The 22845-nt window shown below is 58.9% G+C and carries 12 protein-coding genes and 1 pseudogene; 8 read left to right on the top strand and 5 right to left on the bottom strand.

Annotated elements, in window-relative coordinates:
* The first annotated feature begins 68 nt into the window (after nt 1-68).
* The 4 genes from PMI30_RS12710 to PMI30_RS12725 all read left to right on the top strand — a co-directional run bounded on the left by PMI30_RS12710 (nt 69) and on the right by PMI30_RS12725 (nt 5250).
* A complete protein-coding gene (locus tag PMI30_RS12710; RefSeq protein ID WP_008010663.1) occupies nt 69-2591 on the top strand; it encodes a CS1-pili formation C-terminal domain-containing protein in 2523 nt (840 codons plus the stop codon).
* A 70-nt stretch (nt 2592-2661) separates the two neighbouring features.
* Entirely contained in the window at nt 2662-3888 is a 1227-nt protein-coding gene (locus PMI30_RS12715) for a hypothetical protein (protein ID WP_032835602.1), read from the top strand.
* A 60-nt stretch (nt 3889-3948) separates the two neighbouring features.
* The gene (locus PMI30_RS12720; RefSeq protein WP_032835609.1) at nt 3949-4692 is read left to right on the top strand and encodes a pilus assembly protein; all 744 of its coding nucleotides are present in this window, start codon (nt 3949-3951) and stop codon (nt 4690-4692) included.
* 63 nt (nt 4693-4755) lie between these two features.
* Complete coding sequence (locus tag PMI30_RS12725) at nt 4756-5250, top strand: CS1 type fimbrial major subunit (RefSeq protein ID WP_008010657.1); 495 nt, start codon at nt 4756-4758, stop codon at nt 5248-5250.
* A gap of 134 nt (nt 5251-5384) precedes the next feature.
* Here the strand turns inward: PMI30_RS12725 and PMI30_RS12730 are convergent, their stop codons facing one another.
* The 3 genes from PMI30_RS12730 to PMI30_RS12740 form a co-directional block, all read right to left on the bottom strand.
* Nucleotides 5385-10073, bottom strand: a complete 4689-nt coding sequence (locus tag PMI30_RS12730) for a dermonecrotic toxin domain-containing protein (RefSeq protein ID WP_008010655.1) — start codon at nt 10071-10073, stop codon at nt 5385-5387.
* Nucleotides 10074-10246: 173 nt separating this feature from the next.
* Complete coding sequence (locus PMI30_RS12735) at nt 10247-13354, bottom strand: transglycosylase domain-containing protein (RefSeq protein WP_008010652.1); 3108 nt, start codon at nt 13352-13354, stop codon at nt 10247-10249.
* Nucleotides 13355-13681: 327 nt separating this feature from the next.
* Entirely contained in the window at nt 13682-14140 is a 459-nt protein-coding gene (locus PMI30_RS12740; RefSeq protein WP_008010650.1) for an REP-associated tyrosine transposase, read from the bottom strand.
* A 670-nt stretch (nt 14141-14810) separates the two neighbouring features.
* Between PMI30_RS12740 and PMI30_RS12745 the strand changes: the two genes are divergently transcribed.
* On the top strand, nt 14811-16232 hold the full coding sequence (locus PMI30_RS12745; protein WP_008010648.1) for an amino acid permease: 1422 nt from the start codon (nt 14811-14813) through the stop codon (nt 16230-16232).
* Nucleotides 16233-16480: 248 nt separating this feature from the next.
* On the opposite strand, the gene PMI30_RS12750 is transcribed toward PMI30_RS12745, so the two are convergent.
* A complete protein-coding gene (locus PMI30_RS12750) occupies nt 16481-17605 on the bottom strand; it encodes an OpgC family protein (RefSeq protein WP_008010639.1) in 1125 nt (374 codons plus the stop codon).
* A 233-nt stretch (nt 17606-17838) separates the two neighbouring features.
* On the opposite strand from PMI30_RS12750, the gene PMI30_RS12755 reads away from it, so the two are divergent.
* From PMI30_RS12755 to PMI30_RS12765, 3 genes and pseudogenes are all read left to right on the top strand, one after another.
* The gene (locus tag PMI30_RS12755; RefSeq protein ID WP_008010637.1) at nt 17839-18780 is read left to right on the top strand and encodes a glycosyltransferase family 2 protein; all 942 of its coding nucleotides are present in this window, start codon (nt 17839-17841) and stop codon (nt 18778-18780) included.
* 1 nt (nt 18781) lies between these two features.
* Nucleotides 18782-20290, top strand: coding sequence for a glucosyltransferase domain-containing protein (locus PMI30_RS12760; protein ID WP_008010634.1), 1509 nt, complete (start codon nt 18782-18784; stop codon nt 20288-20290).
* A 47-nt stretch (nt 20291-20337) separates the two neighbouring features.
* Nucleotides 20338-21886 (top strand): annotated as a pseudogene (locus PMI30_RS12765) (glycosyltransferase family 39 protein); the annotation flags it as partial.
* Here the strand turns inward: PMI30_RS12765 and PMI30_RS12770 are convergent.
* Nucleotides 21867-22845 (bottom strand): FMN-binding glutamate synthase family protein (locus PMI30_RS12770; protein WP_008010630.1); only part of this gene is annotated, 979 nt, incomplete at its 5' end. The pseudogene PMI30_RS12765 and the gene PMI30_RS12770 overlap by 20 nt on opposite strands.

Here is a 22845-nt window from a genome sequence, read left to right as displayed (position 1 = left end):
GTGACCGGCCGGCAATGCATCAACGTGTCGGCCGGGATTCAACTTCTTTGTAATTAGAGTACTTGTTCATGTTCCCGATGACGCCCATCGCGGCAGCGCTTGCGTTGCTGTTATGTAGCAGCGCATTTGCGGCGCCCACTTCTATCGATAATACCCCCAGAAGTTTGCTGGCCCAGGCCAAGGGCCTGCCTGCGGATTTCGAGGAGCATTTTTTTGATGTGCCATTGGCCGTTCGGGTCGAACTCGATCAGCAGCCGCTCGGCGAGGCGATGATTGTGTTGTCCCGCGATGACCGGGTCACGTTGCTCGAATTCACCGATACCAGTGAAAGCCGTTTCGGCGCCAGCGAGCGCGAAACCTGGACCGATGTTCTCAAGCCCGGCGTGGCACTGGGCACCTGTACCGGACAATGCCCGGAACAGATGCTGGCGGTTCACTACAACCTGGAAAACTCATTGCTGTCGATCGTCACCGAAAATGCCGAGCGCGACACTGATGCCAAGCGTTTCTACGATCAGCCTGAAGGCGGCAGCAGCGGCCTGATGGTGCGCAACCAGCTCAATCTCAATGGCGGTCAGGATCAGGACCTCGGCGGGCGTTTCGGCCTGGAGGCCAGCGGCAGCCTGGGCAATTGGAGCCAGACGTTCAACATGCAACTGGCGCGCCTTGGCGGGCCGGACACCAAGACCTATCACGCCGTGCATGAGCTCTACACCCAGCGCGAACTGCAAGGCAGTTTTTTTCGCCTGGGCTACTTCACCCCCAATTCCGAAGGCCTGACCCGTCAGCCGCGCTCGTTCGGCACCAGCCCCGACACCGCCGTGGGCGTGATGTACGGCAGCTCCGACAGCCTGGCGATCGACAGTCCCAAACCCAGCGTCTATCCGGTTTATGTCACCGCCAATCGACAGGCCTCGGTGGAGATTTTCCGCGATGGTTTGCTGATCAACACCCAATCGGTGCCGGCCGGTTTGCAGACCCTCGACACCCGGCCGTTGCCTGGCGGTATTTACGAGGTAGAAGTGCGCCTGATCGAAGACGGCCAGACCACCTCGACCACCCAGGAACTGATCTACAAGCCGAACAACTGGCGCAACCACGATGAGCGCTGGCGCTACAACCTGTTCGCCGGACAGGAAAGCAAACTGCTCAGCAACTGGGATCAACAAAACAGCGGCGATGCCACGGCGGGAGCTGCGATCAACTATCTGTTGCACCCCCGTGTGATCCTCGGGCTGTCGGCACGTCAGGTTCGCAACACGCTGCAGTACGGCAGTTCCATCGACTGGAGCCTGGCCAACAGCATCAACCTGTATTCCAACCTTTATCAGACTGAAGACCACGGCACCGGCGCCGATCTGCAAGCCCTCTACAACTATGGCTCCGGCAGCCTGGTGGTGAGCCACAACCGCAGCTGGCTCGACACCACCAACACCTACGACACGTTGCCCGACGGTACCCGCGTGCGCCAACGCAACGTGTTCACTGGCGAGACCAGCAATTCATCGCTGGCACTCAACCACCGGATCAGCCGCAAAAATTCGCTCAACGCGCGGGTGTCCCACAGCGATGGCAACGTTGAAGGCGTCGGTGTGGATCTGGGCTGGACGCAACGCACCGTGCTGTTGGGCAGCGATGCCAACTGGCGACTGTCGTTGTTCGATCGTCCGGGCAGCTACAGCAGCGGCGACGCGCGCAATCGCGGAGTCGACCTGAGCATCAACGTGGCGCTCGGCGGGCCGGGCCAGCAGATTTCCGGGAGCATCGGCAGCCGTACTGCCCGCGATGGCAGCCGCGACACCAACGCCTCGCTCGGGTATCGCAAAGACCTGCAAGACCATGTGTTGCAGAGCGTCTCGGTGACTGCGCTGACCGACACCTACGGCGTCGGCCTGTCGAGCCTGGCGAACTTTCGCACCGACGCGGTCAATGGCGACGGGTTCATTCAGCGCTCGTCGTTCAACGGCAACTTCACCGGCGGCTTGAACCTGGACAGTACGGTGGTGGTTGGCGGTCAGCGCATGGCCCTGACCAGCCAGCATCAGGGGCGAGGTGCCGGGATGATCGTTGACGTCGAGTCGGATATCGACGGCATCGCGTTGCGCGCTGACGACCTCAGCGGTGGCAGCGCGGCGTTGCGGCCGGGGCGAAATTTCATTCCGCTGACGGCCTACAAGAACAGCTCCGTGAGCTTTGACTTCGAAGGCAATCACGCCCCGGCGGCCAGCATCGAACCGGCCCGTACTCGCTATCACCTGAACAAGGGCGGCGTGGAGTACCGCAAGGTCTACGTGATGAAAACCCTGACCGTGCTCGGCCGGCTGGTCGACCCGCAAGGTCGGCCGCTGAAGGGCCATCACGTCATCAACCACGCCAGCCGTGGCGTCAGTGAAGTCGACGGCTTTTTCTCGATGGAAATGCACGCCGGTTCGCCGACGCTGGAAGTGCGTTACGCCGACCAGTTGTTGTGCCAGTTCCGGCTCGACACCGACAAGCATCGCAGTGAAAACAACGTGTTGATGATCGGCGATCTGCGCTGCTCGCCGGATACGTTGGCGGATGCCGGTCTCAGCACACAGAAGTCAGGTTGAACGACAGCCGATGCACAGAATTTCGAGGGTTGGATCAATGATGCATATGTCAGGAGCAACGGGCTCGCTAATGAGCCGCTTCACCCTTCTGGGCGTGTTGATGGTGTTGTTGCCCTCATCCGCCGAGGCCGTAACTCAGGAAATCAGTGCGGTGTTCAAACCGGACCCTGCAAATCCTCAAGTCAACGAATTCAAGAACAGGACCCCACCGAGTGGTTTTTGTCTTGATAACCCGCGCCAATGCCAAGAAAAAAATTTGTTCAGTCTGCGTTTGCCCATTCAATCCTATTCGAATGCGACCATTCAGGGCGGCCATAGCAATGAGCGGCAGGGCGCGATGTTCAATATTCCATCGCAGTGGGAGACGATTACCGTGACTCATCCGACTGCCCCGCCGCAGGTCGTGAAATTTCGCGTTGCCGGAATGGGTGTGGCTTACAAGCTACCGCTGCCCGCGCCGGTGCTGACGAACGGGGCAGGGCACAATTATCTTTTTGCAGGGGGGATCTGGAGTTATGCCGGCCCCCCATGCACAGGCTTGGCGGGCGCGGGCAACGACATCGGGTTCAACAGTTTCTGGAGGCATCCGATCGACGCGGGCATCTGCGCCAAGCGAGCGATGTTCGACATTCCCCAGCCCTTCAAGTACGAAACATTCGACTTCACGTACGAGCTCATTACTCCCAACCCCCTGGAAATGGTATCGGGTCAATACACGGGGCAGCATGTGTTTCGAGTAGGGCCGAATCAGGACTTTGACCTGGGTGACGTCATGGTCCCGAATGATGACGTCATCGTTCTGGATTTTCGCCTCGACGTAGAGCATGAGCTCAAAGTCGATATCCCCCCTGGTGGTGAAAAAATCCAGTTGCTGCCCGCCGGTGGCTGGCAGAGCTGGCTGGCGGCAGGGCGCCGCCCGGTGACGTTGTCTCGCGACCAGACTTTCAACATTTCCGCCTCATCGCATTTCAAGATGCAGCTGAGGTGTGGAGTCAGCATGGATGAGGGGGCCCAATGTGCGATCAATAGTCCTGCCGAGAATCGTCGAGCCCCGGTGTTCGTCAGCGTCAGCCTGCCTGCCGGCTTGACCGACCTCTCCGGGCAACCGGTCCGGCGCCAGCGATTGCGGCCGGGTCCGGAGAATGCCCTGCAGTTTAAACCTGGTTTTTATGTGGACCGGGCACCTGGCACTTTGCATTTCGAAATCCCGCCAAATTATGTGGAGTACATGCTGCGGCCCGGGGTGGCCAGCCGCTATTCCAGCCCTGTTTTTGTGATTTGGGATTCGGAAATCTGACGGGCTGCGCATCGAAAAAACGAGCCAGCACTGTGTTCAATGTCGTGGGGTTTTAAGGTTATGAAACGTTTGTTGCTAATGGTGGGTTTGAGCGGGTTTTCCCTGGGGCTTCAGGCCGGGCCGCAAATCAACGTCGGAACGGTGTACGACTATCTGGATGGCGACAAAAGCACCTACCTCAAGCGCGTGTTCAACAGCGGCGACAGTACGGCCTTCGTCAAGGTCAACATTCTGGAAATCGTCTACGACGCCGAGGGTACCCCTAGCGAAGTGCCGGTCAAAAGCGACCCTGGGGCGACATCGCGCGACGGGCTGATGGCCAGCCCCGCGCGCCTGATCATTCCGGCCAACGGCATGCAAGGCACGCGCCTGTTGTTCATGGGCGAGCGTGACACCGAGCGCTATTTCCGTGTGCGCTTCATCCCGGTGGTGCCGGAAAAGGAAGACGAATTCGCGGTGTCCAGCGACGAGCGCGAGGACTACAAAAAGAACCTCTCGGCCGGCGTCAACGTCATGACCGGGTTCGGCACGGTGTTCTTCATCAGGCCGAACAACAGCCGCTACGACAGCGTGATCGAGAATGGCGCCAGCACTTACCGCATTCGCAACAACGGCAACACGTCCGTGGTGGTCGATGAATTTCGCAACTGCTCGATCAAGCAGGAAAACGAATGCGAGCCCACCACCAAGCACCACATCCGCGCGGGAAAAGAGTTCGTGTTCGACAAGAAGCCCGGACGTGAATACCGCTTCAACCTGGTGGAAGGCGCTTCGAAAAAGACCCTGCACATTGCCAGCCAGTAACGACCGGCACACGCGAGTGGCTGCCGTTGCTCGTCGCTTTTTTTGACGTAACAGGTACCTGAAATGATCAAGCTATCGGCCATCGCCTTGTGGGCAGGCGTCACGGCACTGATGAGTTCCCTGGCGTTCGCCGCACGGGAAGAGCACAGATTCGAAGTGTCGGTAGAAATTCCGACCTTGGGTTTCTACGTGATTCCGGCCGAGTCGAACTGGATTCATCGCGAGCAGACATTGCCGTGGAACCTCCACACCTCGACGCTGGAAGGGCTGCGCAAGAATTTCGACGTCAAGCATGACACCAGTGCCATCCACGCACGGCTCGAGAGTGAACCCTATCTGTCCAACGGGCGCGATGAGCAGAACATCTACCTGCTTGTCAGCTTCAACGGCAAGGAGTTGAGCCATGACCCACTGCCCCGTGAAGTGCTGTCGCGTGCTCAGGCTGTTGCCGGCGGGCGTTTTCCCCTGCACATCCAGCCGAAAGTGCCAGCAGGTGGGTACAAGCCGGGTCGTTACAACGGGAATGTGCAATTGGTCTTCAGTGCCGCGGCACCGTGAACCCGATTACTGGAGTCAGGGATAGATGACGCTTACACGTTGGTTATGCAGCGCCTGCGTGGCGTGGATGATTGCGGCGCCGTTTTGTCTGCAAGCCTGCCGGCATTTCTGCCGTCAGGCTGCAATGGGCTGGTTTACTCGCCGGCGCGCCGCAGCGCCGCACGGGTCAATCGCCTCGACAGTTCTTTTTCATCGTCACCCAAGTCGACAAGCAGCCTGTTGAAGGTCGACTCGCTGAGGGGTTCATCGGCAAGGACCACCGTTTCCGGCACCGATAAATCATTCGCGAGATCCCTTAGCCGGTTGCGCAGAGCGGCGCGTTCAAGATCCGACAGTTGCGTTGACTCGACCCACTCACGCTGGGTGGATCGCAGGACCTCAAGCACCTCGTACCTGGCCAGATGCTGTTGTTTGTTCGTTTCCAGCCGCACCGGATACCGCTCGCCCAGGTAGTTTACCCAGAAGTCCTGTTCGAGCATCGTGTTCACCAGACCATCGCCTTCACCCAGTGCCAATACCGTGTCGCAGGCTTGATCGATCATTGCGTCGGTGACACCGGATACTGGCCGATACAGCATGCCTTCGGATTGCCAGGGCAGGCCGAGGCGTTTCGCCAGCCCGGTCTGGTAGGCCAGATAGACTTCAACTTCATCAGGGTTGCCCCCACGGCTGGCGACATCGGCCCTGGCAATCTCGTTTACATGGTCCAGCCGCGCCGCGCCTTTGGCCAGGGTCACCAGCTTGCGTTCAAGCTCTGCCGGTTCGATGGAGTAGGTATAGGCTTCGTAAGCGAGCACGTTGATGCCCATGTGGTTGAACAACTGCGCGCCGGCATCTGCGCAGTCCACCGGTGCGACCACCATGGTGAACAGTTTTTCCCGCAATCGGCTGTCGACATGCACGGCATCGAGCATGCGCCAGACGCGCTGCATCAGTTGATCCCTGATCGCTCCGCCGGCGCGGTAATCGGCAAAGTCACGCACACTGAGCAAGGTGGCCATGAACGGTTGGGCGGCAGGTTCTTCCGCCAGTTCCGACCAAGGGATTTCCCGGTCGAGTCCCCACCCTGGCACATCGCCCCAATAGTCGGCGCCATACGTCGAGACGATCGACCTGTTTTGCGATGGGCCGGGGGGAATGACGGGTTCCGGTGGCAAGGCCATCGAACGGCGGTGTGCCTGGTAGCGCACCTGGTTGAGCTCCGACAGGCCGACGACGTCCAGTCGCGTCCGGGCCACCAGCCACTGCGCGTCGGAACCTGTCACAACCTCAGGGATATGTGTGAGGGGATTGCCGCGCAGGTCGAGAAGCAAACCCCGTGGCCGGGGTCTGGCCAGCGTGCCTTCGGGCCACGTGTCCAGCCCGGTATTTTTCAGGATGACGACCTTGAGACGGGGCATGCGCGAAAGGTTGGGTGACAGGCCCAGCGGGTTGTTTTCCAGTCTCAGGACTTCCAGGTACGTCAGGCTGCGCAGCCGCTCGACGGCCGCGGTATCCAGCACGATGTGATTGTCGCTCAGCCGCAGGCGTTCGAGGCGGCGCAACGTGGTGCCGATGCGGTTGGGCAGGCGTGTCAGCTCGCAGCCCTTGGCGCTGAGTTCCACCAGGTGCGGGAAGTCCTTGAGCAGACCGTTCGAGTCACTGGAAAAGCGTGTGTTGTCGAGTTTGAGTACCGTGACCTTGTCGAGGAATTTTTTCAGCTCGGGGCGCTTCGCCCACCAGGTTTCCAGATCCAGGGACAGCATTTCCCGAGAGAGGTCGAGGGCATAGGAAGACGGATCGGCGCGGTTGCCCAGTTCTGCGTTCTTGCGTTCAAAACAGTCGAGCAGACGTTCGTAGATATGCAGCCCGCCGCCATCGCGGAACCCCTGACTGCCCGGCCCCCAGCTTTCCGGTTGCTGATAGCGCCAGCGATGGACGATCACCCGCAGTTCATCAAGCTCGTTTTCATGCCTTTCGATGGCTTTGAGGGGCTCGCCCTGTTCGGTCAGGGCATCGGCAAACGCATCGACCTCACGTGGGCTGAAATGCGGATGCAAGTCCTGAATGCGCTCCTGCAAGGTGGCGGCGTCTTTGCTCAGACCTCCCCCGCGCAACAGCAACAGCGTTTCGCGCGGGACAACCGATCGTATGGGGGCACTGGCCAATACGGTGCGGCGTTCGCTCGGAGCCGTGGTCTTGGCGATGATCCACTGCTTGAACTGTTCTGCTTCGGTCGGACGATAGCCCAGGACACTGCGACCTTCGTTGTCCATGGCGTGGAGGATCGCTTCATACAGACCGCTCGCTTCATGGATCGACTGGTTTTCGCCATCACGCACGAGGTAGCGTTCGGGCGCTATACGCACCAGCACCCGGATCCGCTTGGCCGACTCGGCACCGGCACTGCAACGCAACTCGCCATCGAACGTCCCCTCGCGGATTTCGATACGCAACGCACCGAAGGTATCGCTGTAGTGACGCAAGGCACCGAGGATCAGGCGTTCGCTGTCGATGTTGCTCAGTGCTTCGCGCTGCAAGCCCTGGGCAGCCCTGACGGACTGCAACTCAAACTGCAGCTCGCGGGCGGTTGTTCTCAAACGCAAAGGCAAACGGCGGCGCTGCGCGATCTGTTGCAGTTCCATAGGCCTGGCCTGGGCAATCACCCTCTCTGCGAGGATGGGCGTTAGCTGCGGGCAGTCAACCAACACCTGACTGACTTCAGGGGAGAGCGGTGTCGCAGCATCGTCCGGCGTGTTGCCCAGGTGCACCAGAGTATCGGTCAGCAACGGTGGCGGCGCTGCGTTTTCCACATGCATGCGTCGCAGGATGTCTTCGTCGGTGCCGGTGAGCAGGCGAATCTGCTCCAGCTGCGCATCGCTGAAGCCATCGGTGCTATGCCCGATCCGCCGCATCAGTTGCGTACCTTCCCACTGACGCGGGTTTTCCGTTTCGCAGACCCAGGCACCACGGGCATTGTGATCGAGGGTGGGCGCATAGGCTTCGGGCCGTCGCGGGTGGCGGATACGATGCTGACCGGTGGCCGGATCCTTCACCACTTCGAACAGATGCCGATCCAGTTGCAGCAACTGCTTGTCGCCCACCGGATGCAGCCCATGGGCGTCGGGCCGGGTCTGTGCCGGCAGCGCCTGTTTTGGCAATTGGTAAGGTGTGAGATCAGGATTCCACAGCCGCGTCTGACCATCTGCCAACTGCACCGGTTTCAACCCTTCTACAAACGATGAGAGCTTCATCCCGGCGACGTGGCCGAGGTTTGCACCGGCGGCGAAGGCGCCGAGCTGGACAATGCTTTCCAGCACGCCAATGGCTTGTTCCCCAGCCTCGGCCAAATGACCTTCGGCCAGATCCACTATGCCTTCGAATACGCCGTCGAGCAGTTGATACGCCGTATAGGCCAGCATCAACTCGCCGAGAAAAGGGACAAGCGGTGTCGCCACCAGCAGTGCCACGTTGAGGATGTCCGAGAGCATTTTTTCCAGATTGTCCCACCAGGCCCAACGTGCCATGCGGTCGGCGTACTCGGTGGAAATCGCGATTTCCCGGGCGTCATTGAGGATCTTGTTCAGTTTTTGCCGGTAGCAATAGCCCCATAGATCGCCGGTGAAGCGCGTCTCGCGATCTTCCTGAATCTTCGACAGGTTGAACTGTAGGTTGGGGTTATCCACTGGCGTTTCACGCCAACTCGGCAGGTTGGAACCCGGCGCGGCGGGCTGCCATTGGACTTTACCCAGACGGTCATTCAATCCGGCAAAAAAGTGCCCCCGTTGTTGATGGTTCACGAACTGGCTGAAAAACCGTTGATAGCTTGTGGCAGAGGCACCATCGCGTAGCTGCCGCGTCAGTTCCGCCATGAATTCGAGCGACGACGGGTATTGCTTGAGCGGGTGTTCCGGGTCATGGGGAACGTAAGCGATCACCGGGACAGGGCCGGTGGCGGTGGAGACATCGGCGCAGATCAGGACAATGCCGATCAGGCGCGCATCCATCATCGCCAGGTTGTAATAGCTGATGGCCTGGCCGTTCCAACGCAGATTTCTGCGGTCATCGAGCATGCCCTGCACCACGTTATAGGCGTCCTGGCCGATGTCGTTTTTCATCAGCGCGATTTGCGCCGCGACATTGAGCGCGCTCTTCTGGCTGAGAATGACTTTGTGGCGCAAGACATTGCTGGCCACTTTGTTGGTCGACAGTAAAAGCTCGTTAAGGTGTTGTTCGTATCGAGCGCCGATATTCAGTTCGCGACACAGTGACTTGAACTGATCGACGCTCATTTTGTGCTTGAGCTGTTTTATCGCGAAATGACCCTGGGCGTCGGGGCGAGTAATGAATTCGGAATCGGCCGTGAATGTTTCGTTACCCGAAAAGTTGTGCAGCGCCGCATCCAGCAAGGAAACGGTTCGGCTCTGAGTGCCGGATGCGAAGTCATGCACCCACCACGACGTGTTCACCGGTGCATACAGCCGCAGCCAGGTTTGCTCGACGTCATCGTCTACACCGAAGCGTTGTTTCAGAACCTGTTGCAGTAAGGGTTTGGCAAAGGCGTAGACATCTTGCAGGTTGCTCAGTGCTTGCTCGACGCTGTTTTGCGCGTTCCAGTTGAGCTTGAGGTCATTCTTCAAGCTTCGGTGTGCAGCGACCGAAGCGCTCTTGTGCCAGTCGGGAATCGTCAGTCTGACGTTCTTCAATGCTTGGACTTGTGGCGCTGAAGCGTTCAGCAGCCAGGAAGGGATGGCTTTCTTGATCAACTCATAGTGCGTGCTTTTGGCGGAGAGAGCGATTGAGGCTTGATCTGGTGGTAGAAGTGTCGGGGGGGAATTGGGCATTGCTTGATCGTCCATTGATCAATAGTGGAGCGACCAGACTAGGTAAGCAGCTTGCCCAAAAAAAGCTCAAATATACGTTCGAAATTGCGCCGGCTTCGACTCAAACCTCTCAAAATTGAAGAGTGAAAAATATATAGATACCGCCACACCGGGCAGGTCTGTTGACCCACGGCTTAGCGTCCAGCCGTTGTCACTGCTCCTTGGCACAGAGTTCCCGGTAGCAGATAAGGCGACAAAATCGGCGCCATGCCCTTGAGCACTTGTACCGGTAACGCCGAGGTGAACTTGAAGTTCTCAGCCGTGCGCCCTGGAACATAGGCGGTGAGGGTGCCGAAATGCCGGTCACCAATGTAGAACACGAAGGTCGCGGTACGGTTGATCGATTTCGAGCTGAGAATCCGCCCGCCGGAACCGATGGCTTCAATGCGGTTGTCGCCGGTACCGGTTTTGCCGCCCATGGCCAACGGGCTACCGTCAGCCAGTTTGAAACTGCCCGCCACGCGTTTGGCGGTGCCGGCGTCCACCACTTGTGAGAGGGCTTCGCGCATCGCGGCTGCCACCTCGGAAGGCATCACGCGTTTGCCGACGACAGGGTCATTGATCAGGCGGGTTTCATAGGGCGTATCGGCCGCAAAGTGCAGGCTGTCGATACGTAGCGTCGGCATGCGCACACCGTCGTTGAGAATAGTGCCGATCAGCTCCGCCAATGCCGCCGGGCGGTCGCCGGAGCTACCGATGGCGGTGGCCAGCGAGGGCACCAGATGATCGAACGGATAGCCGACTTTCTGCCAGCGCTGGTGAATGTCGAGGAACGCCTCGATCTCCAGCATGGTGCGGATTCGGCTGTCGCGGGCACCCTTGTGTCGGCTCTTGAACAGCCAGCTATAGACTTCCTGACGCTCGAACTGGCTGGCCTTGACGATCTGGCTGAACTTGGCGTCGGGGTTGTTCAGCAAGTAGCCGATCAACCACAGATCCAGCGGGTGAACCTTGGCGATGAAGCCCTGGTCCGGGAGGTCATAGCTGCCAGGGCCATAACTCAGGTAGAGGCGTTCAAGGCGTTCGTCGGTCAGTTTTTCATTGAGCTTGGCGCCTTTGAGGTGCGAGCGTACGAAGGTGTTGAAGCTTTCCTGGTCTGCCTGGGGGAATAGATAACGATGCACGGCGGCCATGCGAATCGGGGTCGGGCGCATGCCGTCGAGAAAGGTTTCGAGCCGCGCCTTGGTGTCCTTGTTGCGGTATTTCTTCCAGAACTTCAGCAGGAACGAGGTGCCTTCTTTGTCGGCGAATGAGGCCAGGTATTCCTGACGCCGAGGGTCGCGATCGTCCTTGAGCAATTCGGCGCTGTTGTTGGGACCGGAATAGGTGGTGTAGCGCACCAGGTCGCGCATCAGGCGAATGAACGGCAGGTTGATCGACTCACGAATGGCATCACGCAGGGTCGGCATGCGGCCGTTGTCTTCCTTGCGAAAGTTATTGAATGTGTGCAGCCCGCCACCCGTGAAAAAGGCCTCGCCAGGGCTGGCGGAGTATTTGCGATCCAGCGCGGCACTCAGCATGTTCGGCAGGTTGTGGTCTTTGTTCTGCATCAGGTAATCGACGGCCCAGCGGCTCAGACGGTCCTGGTCCGGGACCTCGACTTTTTTCAATTCAGGGACGCTCATCGCTGCGTACTTATCGTGCAGCTCGGCGATGATTTGCAGGTAAGTGGTGAGCACGCGCATTTTTGCGGTGGAGCCCAGTTCCAGCTTGCTGCCTTCATTGATGTCGAACGGCTGGTCGGTGCTGTCGGTCTGCACCCGCACTCGTGAGCCGTCTGGAGTCAGTTCGAACAGGGTGAAGCTGTAGCGCACCTGCGAGGTGCTGGTGGGGGTGAGCAGGCGTTCGCCAATCAGGCCGATTTCCGTTGCATAGGCCGGGTCGGCCAGATGCTTGAGGTACTCGGTGGCCTGGGTTTGCAACGCGCCTTGCAGCGTACTGGTGGCTGACAGGTCCAGACGGTCGAGGTCATACAGCGGACGGTTGAGCAACCCGCCCAGACGGCTGCGCGCCACACTGATGCCTTTGTTGGTTTCGATGGGCTGAATGGTGGGCTGGGTGGCCCAGTCGCGGTAAGTCACTTTACTGGCCAATGCTGCTGCCGCGAGCGGCGCATCGATCACGCCATTCTGCGCTAGCAGGCGAATATGGCTGTCAGTGAGACTGGCCAATTCATCACGGCCCTTGGTCAAGTAGTGGGAAGGGCGACGCTGAGCGATCATCAGTGACAGCATTTCACGCAGGGCCAGGCCTTTTTCCGACAGACTTTTCGAATCGGTATCAGTGCTGGCCAGCCGTTCGTTGGCCTGGTTGAAATCGGCGCCGTACCAGACGCGCAAGCCTTCGGCCATGCCATGCACTTCACCGTGCCCCGGTACTGCCGACAGCGGAACACTGTTGAGGTAGTCACGAATCACATTTTGCCGTGCCTGGAGGGTTTCCGGGCCCGCCTGATAGGCCCGCACGCTGGCGGAAATCATTTGCCGGATCTTTTCCGCACCCGACATCGTCAAGCCATCGGGCGAGTGTCGATATTTCTCAAGCTGCGTTGCCAGCGTACTGCCGCCCGCCGACTGACCGGGCAGGCGCAACAACTTGGCCACCTGAGACCACGCCGCCATGCCGAACCGTGGCCAGTCCACGGCGGGGTTGGCCAAAGGCTGGCGGGGGTCGAGCAAAAAGCGGTTTTCGATGAAGAGCAAACTGCTGACCACTACCGGAGGGATCGTCGCAAAGCTTGAATAGAGTTGTTGTGGATATTTGTACTGGTACAGCGGTGCCGCGCGGCAATCGGTGATCGACAGCCCAGCCTGGATTTTTTCGGCATAGGGCACGAAAAAGCCCTTGTCGCTGTACTTCATCAGCGCCGGGGAAAAGCGGGTTTGTGCTGACACCACGTAATTGCGCTTGAGCAGGCGCGGCAGAAACTCATCCAGGGCGCTGTAACCCAACCGCTGATCGAACGGGCCTGCGCCGGGGTAGCGAATCGCATCGCTGGGGCCAGGTTGCAGCTCGTACTTCAGCGAGGCGGCATATTTGCTGATTTCCCGGGCCTGAAACTTGGAGGTGCGCATTTCCTTGGCCGCGGCGAGGCCCAGGACAATCAGAATAATCAGCAGCAGCAACCAGAACGCCCCCCAGCCGTGCCGGGAGCGACGGGGTTTTTCAGGTAAAGGCGCTTCATCCACTCTTTCAGTCGGAACCACAGTTTCACTCGAATCGGTTTGCCACAAAGCGCCCATAGTCGACTGATCCATTCACGCAGATTGATCGGACTTGTTAGAAGCTTAGACGGTGGTTGGCGTTGGTGAAAAAATTGTGAATAACCAAATGTCGGGTACGTACCATTCCTTGTGGCGAGGGGGCTTGCCCCCGTTCGGCTGCGCAGCAGTCGTAAATCCATTACACGCGATATACCTGATACAAACATAGCGCTGCTTGTTTTTGGGACTGCTGCGCAGTCCAACGGGGGCAAGCCCCCTCGCCACAACAGCCCCTCGCCACAGCAAGCCCCTAACCATCGCAAGCCCCCTCGCCACAGAATTCCCTCACCGATGTGCTGTTCAGCGTTATAGCCAGCAGGCGTCCCAGAGCGGGTAATCGCCAATCTTTTGTACCAACCCTGCGCGCAATGGATTGGCAACAATGTAACGAGCGAACGGCAGAAGCTCTTCGCCATCGCGGATTGCTCGATCGTGATAGCCGGTTTGCCACAGCGGACCATTCCGACCGGTCATTTTGTTCACCGCCTGGGTGCAACGTGACTTGGTAGAGCCGACAACACTGCCCAGATTGTTGTCCCGCAGCTGCATTAGCCAATGGAAATGATCGGGCATCACTACCCAAGCGATTGAATCCACTAACCCCGCGTCGTGAACTCGGCGCAGTTCTGCGACCAGCAGACGTCCCAATTGCCAGTCAGAGAATATAGGTTGGCGTTCGTGAGTAACTGCGGTGATGAGGTAAGCGCGGCCATTTTCGGAGGCTCTGCCAAAGCGCAGACGATGAGAGTTTGGTTGAGTAGGCAATCCATTGCTTCCTTGCGTAAGTAGTCAACTTGACGTTCTCAGGCTAGTTCCCGATTTCCTGGATCGGGGCCGTAGTTATTGAGTGAATATTCCGATTTTTGTGAAGGATTAACTGCGGTGCGGGCGCAGCTATACCCAGAGAGCTGTTGTGGCGAGGGGGCTTGCCCCCGTTGGACTGCGCAGCAGTCCCAAAAACAAGCAGCACTAATTTGTATCAGACATACCGCGTGCAACGGGTTTGCGACTGCTGCGCAGCCGAACGGGGGCAAGCCCCCTCGCCACAACAGCTGCCTCACCCACAAGGTGATGTCGTCTGTAATGGCCGAGCTAGACACATCAAAGCGCTAAATGCTGCCTGGGTAGGGGCATGACGATGCACCATTGCTGTGCAATACTCGGCGCCGTTTAAGTGGTGAATAATCCTACATAAGTCAGGTAATGCCCCTCCGAAAACCGCGCTTTTACCGAGAGTTATGGCTGAATGTTGTGGTTTATAGAGTGAAAAACCCTGCCGGAAGCTTTTTATACTGCACGCCCCGCTGATCTTGCAGGTTTTGTCCTACAAGACGCGTCTGCCCATGAAGCAGGCCCGGTTTCGCAGAAGCGCTGGCTTATCGGTCGGTGCTTCGACACTCGGTGGTCATATCCAATAACAAGACGAGGTACCCCTATGCCAGTTGGCAATCACCTGCCTCACGGCGAGACCGCTCAGGGCGGCCCGCTTAAACGCGAACTTGGCGAACGGCATATTCGCTTGATGGCGCTCGGTGCCTGTATCGGCGTCGGCCTGTTCCTGGGTTCGGCCAAGGCCATCGAAATGGCCGGCCCGGCCATCATGCTCTCCTACATCATCGGCGGTCTGGCGATCCTGGTGATCATGCGCGCCCTCGGCGAGATGGCCGTGCACAATCCGGTCGCCGGCTCGTTCAGCCGTTATGCCCAGGACTACCTTGGCCCGCTGGCGGGCTTTCTGACCGGCTGGAACTACTGGTTCCTGTGGCTGGTGACCTGCGTCGCGGAAATCACCGCGGTGGCGGTGTACATGGGCGTCTGGTTCCCCGACGTGCCGCGCTGGATCTGGGCATTGGCGGCGTTGATCAGCATGGGTTCGATCAACCTGATCGCGGTGAAAGCCTTCGGTGAGTTCGAATTCTGGTTCGCCTTGATCAAGATCGTCACCATCATTGCGATGGTGCTCGGCGGCATCGGCGTGATCGCTTTCGGCTTCGGCAACGACGGTGTGGCGCTAGGGATTTCCAATCTCTGGGCCCACGGCGGCTTCATGCCCAACGGCGTGCAAGGCGTGTTGATGTCCCTGCAAATGGTGATGTTCGCCTACCTCGGCGTCGAGATGATCGGCCTGACCGCCGGTGAAGCCAAGAACCCGCAGAAGACCATTCCCAATGCGATCGGCTCGGTGTTCTGGCGGATTCTGCTGTTCTACGTCGGCGCCTTGTTCGTGATCCTGTCGATCTACCCGTGGAACGAAATCGGCACCCAGGGCAGCCCGTTTGTGATGACCTTCGAGCGCCTGGGTATCAAGACCGCCGCCGGCATCATCAACTTCGTGGTGATCACCGCTGCGCTGTCGTCCTGCAACGGCGGCATTTTCAGCACCGGGCGCATGCTCTACAGCCTGGCGCAGAACGGCCAGGCCCCGGCCGGTTTCGCCAAGACCTCGAACAACGGCGTGCCGCGTCGGGCGCTGTTGCTGTCGATCGGTGCGTTGTTGCTGGGCGTGTTGCTTAACTATCTGGTGCCGGAGAAAGTCTTCGTCTGGGTCACCGCGATTGCCACCTTCGGCGCGATCTGGACTTGGGTGATGATCCTGCTGGCCCAGCTCAAGTTCCGCCAAGGCCTGAGCGCGAGCGAACGTGCCGGCCTGAAATACCGCATGTGGTTGTACCCGGTCAGCTCGTATCTGGCTCTGGCATTTCTGGTGCTGGTGGTCGGCCTGATGGCGTACTTCCCGGACACTCGCGTGGCGCTGTATGTCGGGCCTGCTTTCCTGGTGCTGCTGACGGTGTTGTTCTACGTGTTCAAGTTGCAACCGAGCAATGTGTCGCAAGGTGCGGTGCGTTCGGCTTCTTGAGTCTGTAACGTCAGAAATGCAAAAGCCCCGGTCGAGATGACCGGGGCTTTTTATTAATTGGCACAATCTCCTGTGGCGAGCGAGCTTTTGTGGCGAGGGGGCTTGCCCCCGTTGGACTGCGCAGCAGTCCCCAAAAACCAGCAGCACATTTTTTATCAGGCATATTGCGTGGAACGGATTTGCGACTGCTTCGCAGCCGAACGGGGGCAAGCCCCCTCGCCACAAAAGCTACCCAGCTTGTCTCAATATCAGACGACGGCGACTTGGGCCGGCCGATTCAACCGCTTGTTGAAATCCAGCCAAGCCCCCAGCAATGCCATCAACCCGACTCCCAGCAGTGCACTGAATACCTGCATCGCCAGTGCATTCGCGCCCAAGGCATTGAGCATGTCTGCCAACGGCGCCAGCAACACGCCAAGGCAGAACACTTCCAAGGAATAGCGCCCCATGCGACAGCTTTGCCGCGCCAGCCAGTGCTGCGTCCAGCCCGTGTCCGGCAACAACCTGGCGGTGACGTAGGCGAGGGCGAGGAAGTGCAGCAGGCGCGCCGGAGAGAGGTTGGTCTTGCTGATCGGATAGAGCCATTCGCCGAGTCGTTGGGGCATGAAGGCGTCATGCACGGTCGACCATTTCCACGACACTGCGATCAGCCCGGTCACGATCAGATAGCTCAGCGCGGCGATAAAAAACGGCTGCCGAGTCAGCGGTCGAGGTTGTGGCACCCGAGGCCTTTGCCCGTGAATCGCCGCCGCGCCGCCGAGAATAAACAGCAGCTGCCAGGCCATCGGATTGAAAAACCACACGCCACCGTCGGTGCCCGCCAGGTTCCACTGAAACCATGGCGCCAGCAGATACAAGACCACCGACAACCCCACCACGTATTCAGGCTTGCGCAGCAGCATCGGCAGCACCAGCGGCAGGCCGAGCAGCAAAAAAATATACAACGGCAACGGGTCCATCAGGTTCGGCTTGAAGCGCAGCAACAACTCATCCATCAACGCCTGCTGCGGATTGCTGAGGAAATACTGCAAGCCCATTTCCTGCACCAGATCACGGGTTTCCACGTGGCTGTTGGCGAAAAACACGATGCCCATCAACAGCGCCAACAAAAAGATATGCACCACATAAAGCACCCAGGCGCGTCGCAGGATTTTCACCGTAGCGACCATGAAACCGTCGCGCCGGGCGATTTTTCCGTAGGCCAGCACGGCCGCGTAACCGGCCAGGAACACGAAAATCTCCGCTGCATCGCTGAAACCGAAATTACGCACCGTGAACTGCGCGAGCGGGTTTTGCGGCACGTGATCCCAGAAGATGAAGATCAGGGCCAGGCCGCGAAAAAAGTCGATTCGGTGATCGCGTTCAAACGTCATGAAGGCGGGCTCTTGAACGGGGTTGTTGGGTAGGAGCTCGCTCCTGCAGCGGCGCGCAGGGTGGCGTGATTCGCGGGTAATTGCAAAAGGCTGGATATTACCGAATGTCTCAGCTGCCTATAGCGAACGAATTGAGCCCATGCCCGTCGGTCTGCCGGGCAGTTCGCGCACCAGAACGACCCCTGATGAGCGTCTGTCGAACATCTACACTTCGTTTTTCAGGAGTGTGAAACGTGAAAGTTTCGCTGATTGTCCCGGTATTCAATGAAGAGCAGGCGATCAATCTGTTCTATCAGGCGGTGCGTCGCGAATTGAAACTTGACCCGTGTGAGGTCGAGATCGTGTTCATCAACGACGGCAGTACCGACCAGACGGCTGAGCAGGCCAAGGCGCTGGCACAGGTCGATGAGCAGGTATTGCTGATCAACTTCTCGCGCAACTTCGGCAAGGAGCCGGCGTTGTTCGCGGGGCTGGAATACGCCACCGGCGATGCGGTGATCCCCATGGACGTGGACCTGCAGGATCCGATCAGCGTCATCCCGCGGTTGATTACCGAGTGGCAAAAGGGTGCCGATGTGGTGCTCGCCAAACGCCGCAATCGTGACAGTGACAGTTATTTGAAACGCCACAGCGCGTCGCTCTTCTATCATTTGCTGAACAGGATTTCCTACACCCGGATCGAAGAAAACGTCGGGGATTTTCGCCTCATGGACCGCAAGGTGGTCAATGTGATTCGCGCGCTTCCCGAGCATCAGTTGTTCATGAAGGGTGTTCTGTCCTGGGCCGGGTTCACCACGGCGGTGGTGGAATACGAGCGGGCCGGGCGAGTGGCGGGGAGCAGCAAGTTCAATGGCTGGAAACTGTGGAACCTGGCGCTGGAAGGCATTACTTCGTTCAGCACCGTGCCATTGCGGTTGTGGACTTACATCGGTGGCGGTATCTCGATCTTCGCGGTGCTGTACGCGGTGTACATGGTGCTGGACAAGATTTTCTTCGGTAACAATGTCCCCGGTTACCCCTCGCTGATGACCGCCATTCTGTTTCTCGGCGGCGTCCAATTGATTGGCATCGGCATCCTCGGTGAGTACGTCGGCCGCATCTACATCGAAGCCAAGCACCGGCCCCGTTATGTGGTCAAAGACGTCATTGGCGGCAAAGACCGGGTCGGGCTTTAGCATGGGCAGACTGGGCGACTTTTTCAGCAAAGAACTGGGGTATCGTCGGGTCTGGCTGTTTTTCCTGATCGCGACCCTGGTTTATGTCATTCCGCTGATCCTGGCGGACTATCCCTACATCGATGACAACTGGCGCTCGCTGTCGGCCGGTACGGCCTGGGCGGGGCAGGGGCGGTTGTTCACCGAGCTGTTCTACAACCTGCTGACGTTCAGCGATGCTGCGCCGAACATCTTTCCATTGCCGCTATTGATCGCCACGCTCGCCATGGCCTCGGCGTTGACCAGGCTGACCTTCCATTACTACCCGCAGCCGACGATTTCTTGCTGCCTGGTGCTGTTGCCGCTCTGGTACAACCCGTTCTTCCTGCAGAACCTGTCTTATCAATACGACGGGCCAGCCAATGCCTTGAGCTTGGTGGCGGTGATTTACGCGATCACGTTTCGTCATCCCTCGCGCATTCTGCAATGGCTGGTGCCGGCTTTCCTGATTGCGCTGGCGCTGGGGCTTTATCAGGTGAGCCTCAATGTGTTTCTGGGCCTGTGTTGCCTGGAGCTGCTCAGGGGCGCGAATGACAAGTGGGCCTGGCGGCAGTGGTACGAATTAATCGGCTGGAAAATCGCCCAGGCGGGGCTGGGCGGGTTGATCTACAGCGTCACGGCTTATCCGTACATGCATCACGATCGCGCCTTATTGTTGAACTGGGCAGCGGAGCCTTTGCTGCAAGTTGAAATCAACATCGGCCGGGTGCTGGAAAAAGTCGCGCTGCTGTTTCACGGTGGATTCACCTGGGTGTTCGCCGTGCTGCTGTTGTGTGCCCTGGTGGGCAGCGCACGGTTGGCCCGCAACGTGATGGAACGCCAGGACACCGGGCTGAGAAAAATCGTGATGGGCCTGGCGTGCGTGCTGACAGTGCCGGTCGTGACTTTACTGGTGTCGGGGGTTGCGCTGTTTTTCCGCGACTTCAATGAAGGCGCCAGAACCTTGATGGGTTTCGCGGTGTTGCTGGTGCTGTTGTTCTATTTGAGCCATCTGGCGCTGGCGCCCATCCATGAGCGGCTGCCGATGTTGTTGGCGGTGCCTCTGTTGGCCATGCTTTCGTTGTCTTACGCCTATGGTCGCGTGCTGACGGTGCAGAACACCTTTGCGTCCAGTGCGTTGTTTTCCCTGGGGCATGACATTGCGGCCCATCGGCAACTGCACGAGGCCAAGCGCATTTACCTGGCGGTGAGTTATTCCGATCACTGGCTGGTGGGGGCCGCGGGTTCGTTCAAGCGGATGCCGGTCTTGCATTATCTGCTGAACATCAACTTCTTCATGCTGGCTGAAAACCTGCCGAAGGCGGGCATCACCAATGTGGTCGTGGAGAGGGAGCGGCGCAACGCGACCCTGATGGGTTACCAGGCTTATCCGCCACTGGTGGAGAGCAAGTTTTACCGCATCTATCTGCTGGGTGATTACGGTTTTATCGTCATGAAGGAGCCAATCCCGATCACCACGCTTCAGTGGTGAGCCTGGTGATGACCTCTTCGATTCCTCCCGAAAGTTTTCCAGCCCGGATGGCCGACAGGGCAGGTCTGGTGGCGGTAATCGTCCTCGCATTGCTCGCAAGGTTTCACTCCATCACCGTGCCGGTCATCTGGTACGACGAGGCCTACAGCCTGCTGCTGGCCGAGGGTTCGCCTGCGTATATCTGGGCGACAACGGCGCGGGATGTTCATCCGCCGCTTTACTATGTCTTGTTGCATTTCTGGATGTTGCTGTTCGGTAATGGCGTGTTGTCTGCGCGGTCCCTGAGTGCACTGGCCGATGTTGGCACGCTGTTGCTGAGCATTAAATTGATGAGCCTGGTGACAACGCGAAAGGCGACCTGGATAGCGGCATTGTTGTTGGCGTTGCTACCGTTATCGGTGCGCTACAGCCAGGAAGTGCGCATGTACACCTTGCTCGGCTTCTGGCTGATGGGTGCGACCGTGGCGCTGGTGTGCTGGATCAGGGCACCGGTTCAAAAACGTTATCCGGTTTTTTACGCGCTGTTGATGACGGCTGCTTTCTACACGCATTACTTCGCCGCGCTGTGCGTTTTGGTGCATTGGCTGTGTTGGTGGCAAGTGCGAGAGGGCGGTCGGTCCATGGCCATACCGATTCGTGCGTGGGTCTTGGCCAATTGCGCAATCGTCGTGTTGTACCTGCCATGGCTACCCGATTTCATCGATCAATTGCTGCGAATGGACGGGCTCGAATGGATACCGCCGCTCACCTGGCAAACAGCGCTGACCTTCGTTTGGCAGCTGGTGATGATGGAGGGAGCGGTCACTCATTCATCCTTATGGCGTGTGTTGCCCTCGGTGTTGATCGTTGTTTGCGCCGCAGCAGTGCTGCTCAAGGCACGCCATGAGCGACCTTTCAGCGTCTTGTTGGTGGGCTATTTCTTTGTGCCGGTGCTGACCGTTTTGCTGGTGTCGCTGATCGTGCCGGTTTTCAATGCCCGATACCTGGTGTTCGCTGCCGCCGCGTTACCCCTGATCGTTGCGCTCGCGCTGGACGCATGGAGCCAACGCCACGCTGTTCTTGCCGCTGTCGCCATGGCGTTGGTTTTGTTGGCAGAAGTACACGGGCTTTCGGCGGTGTACGCACAAACGGATGAGATGAACGGGACAAGCATTCGCAAAGACGCAAGGCTGGACGCCGTGATCGCCGGTCTCGGTCGCGAAGTCCGTCCGGGTGATGCGATCGTTGTGGATAACCTGTATTGGTATTTGCCGTTTACGTACTACAACTCGACCGGTATTCAGCCGAGGTTGTACGCTTTCAAACCACCGACAGGCACCCTTTGGGGAACCGCCGAATACGGTGGTTGGGCACTCATCCCCCGTCACCTGGATTCGATTATCTTCGACGATTTTTCAACCTTGAAACTCAATGCCAAGCGGATCTGGTGGGTCACGGGCTACGCTCGTCCTGAACACGACGCCTTGTTTCCCAAGCACTGGAAGCAGGTGCTGGTGCTAAAGGAAGGGGACAGCGAAGCCCGTTTGTTCATCCGGGGGGAAACGCCAACCCCCTGAGGTTGGCGCGCAAACACGGTCTATGCCGCAGCCGCTTCATCAGGCTCAAAACTATCCGCCCGCGCCATCTGCCACATCCGCGAATAAAACTCGCCATTCACTTCACCGGTCAGCAACTCCCCCGGTTTCAGGAACACATGCAACTGCGAGAACAGTTTGATCTCGGTCGCCGACATGCGTCGCACCAGATGCTTGGCCGACAGCTGTGAAGGATGATCGAGGCCCGCGGCGGCAAGCATTTCGGCCAGGGCCTTGAGCGTATTGCGGTGGAAGTTGAACACGCGCTGCGCCTTGTCCGGAACCACGAGGGCGCGTTGGCGCAGGGTGTCCTGGGTGGCGACGCCGGTCGGGCATTTGTTGGTGTGGCAGCTTTGCGACTGGATGCAGCCGATGGCGAACATGAAGCCGCGCGCCGAGTTGGCCCAGTCGGCGCCGATGGCCAGGACGCTGGCGATGTCGAAGGCGCTGACGATTTTGCCGCTGGCGCCGAGTTTGATCTTGTCCCGCAGGTTCAGGCCCACCAGCGTGTTGTGCACGAACAGCAGACCCTCACGCATCGGCACGCCGATGTGGTCGGTGAACTCCACAGGCGCGGCGCCGGTGCCACCTTCCTTGCCGTCGACCACGATGAAGTCCGGGAGGATGCCGGTTTCCAGCATGGCCTTGGCGATGCCCATGAACTCCCACGGGTGGCCCAAGCAAAACTTGAAGCCCACCGGTTTGCCACCGGACAGTTCACGCAGTTGCGCAATGAAGTGCATCAGTTCGATCGGCGTGGAAAACGCGCTGTGGCGTGACGGCGAGATGCAGTCTTCGCCCATCAGGATGCCGCGGGTTTCGGCGATTTCCTTGGTGACTTTGTGCTTGGGCAGGATCCCGCCGTGGCCGGGTTTGGCGCCTTGGCTCATTTTGATTTCAATCATCCGCACTTGCGGGGTTTGTGCCTGGGCGGCGAAGCGTTCCGGGTCGAAGCGGCCATCGGCGGTGCGGCAGCCGAAG

Source organism: Pseudomonas sp. GM50 (genome assembly GCF_000282375.1).
Classification (GTDB): domain Bacteria; phylum Pseudomonadota; class Gammaproteobacteria; order Pseudomonadales; family Pseudomonadaceae; genus Aquipseudomonas.
Note: the sequence above shows the minus strand (reverse complement) of the source record. Positions and strands in the feature narration are given on the sequence as shown.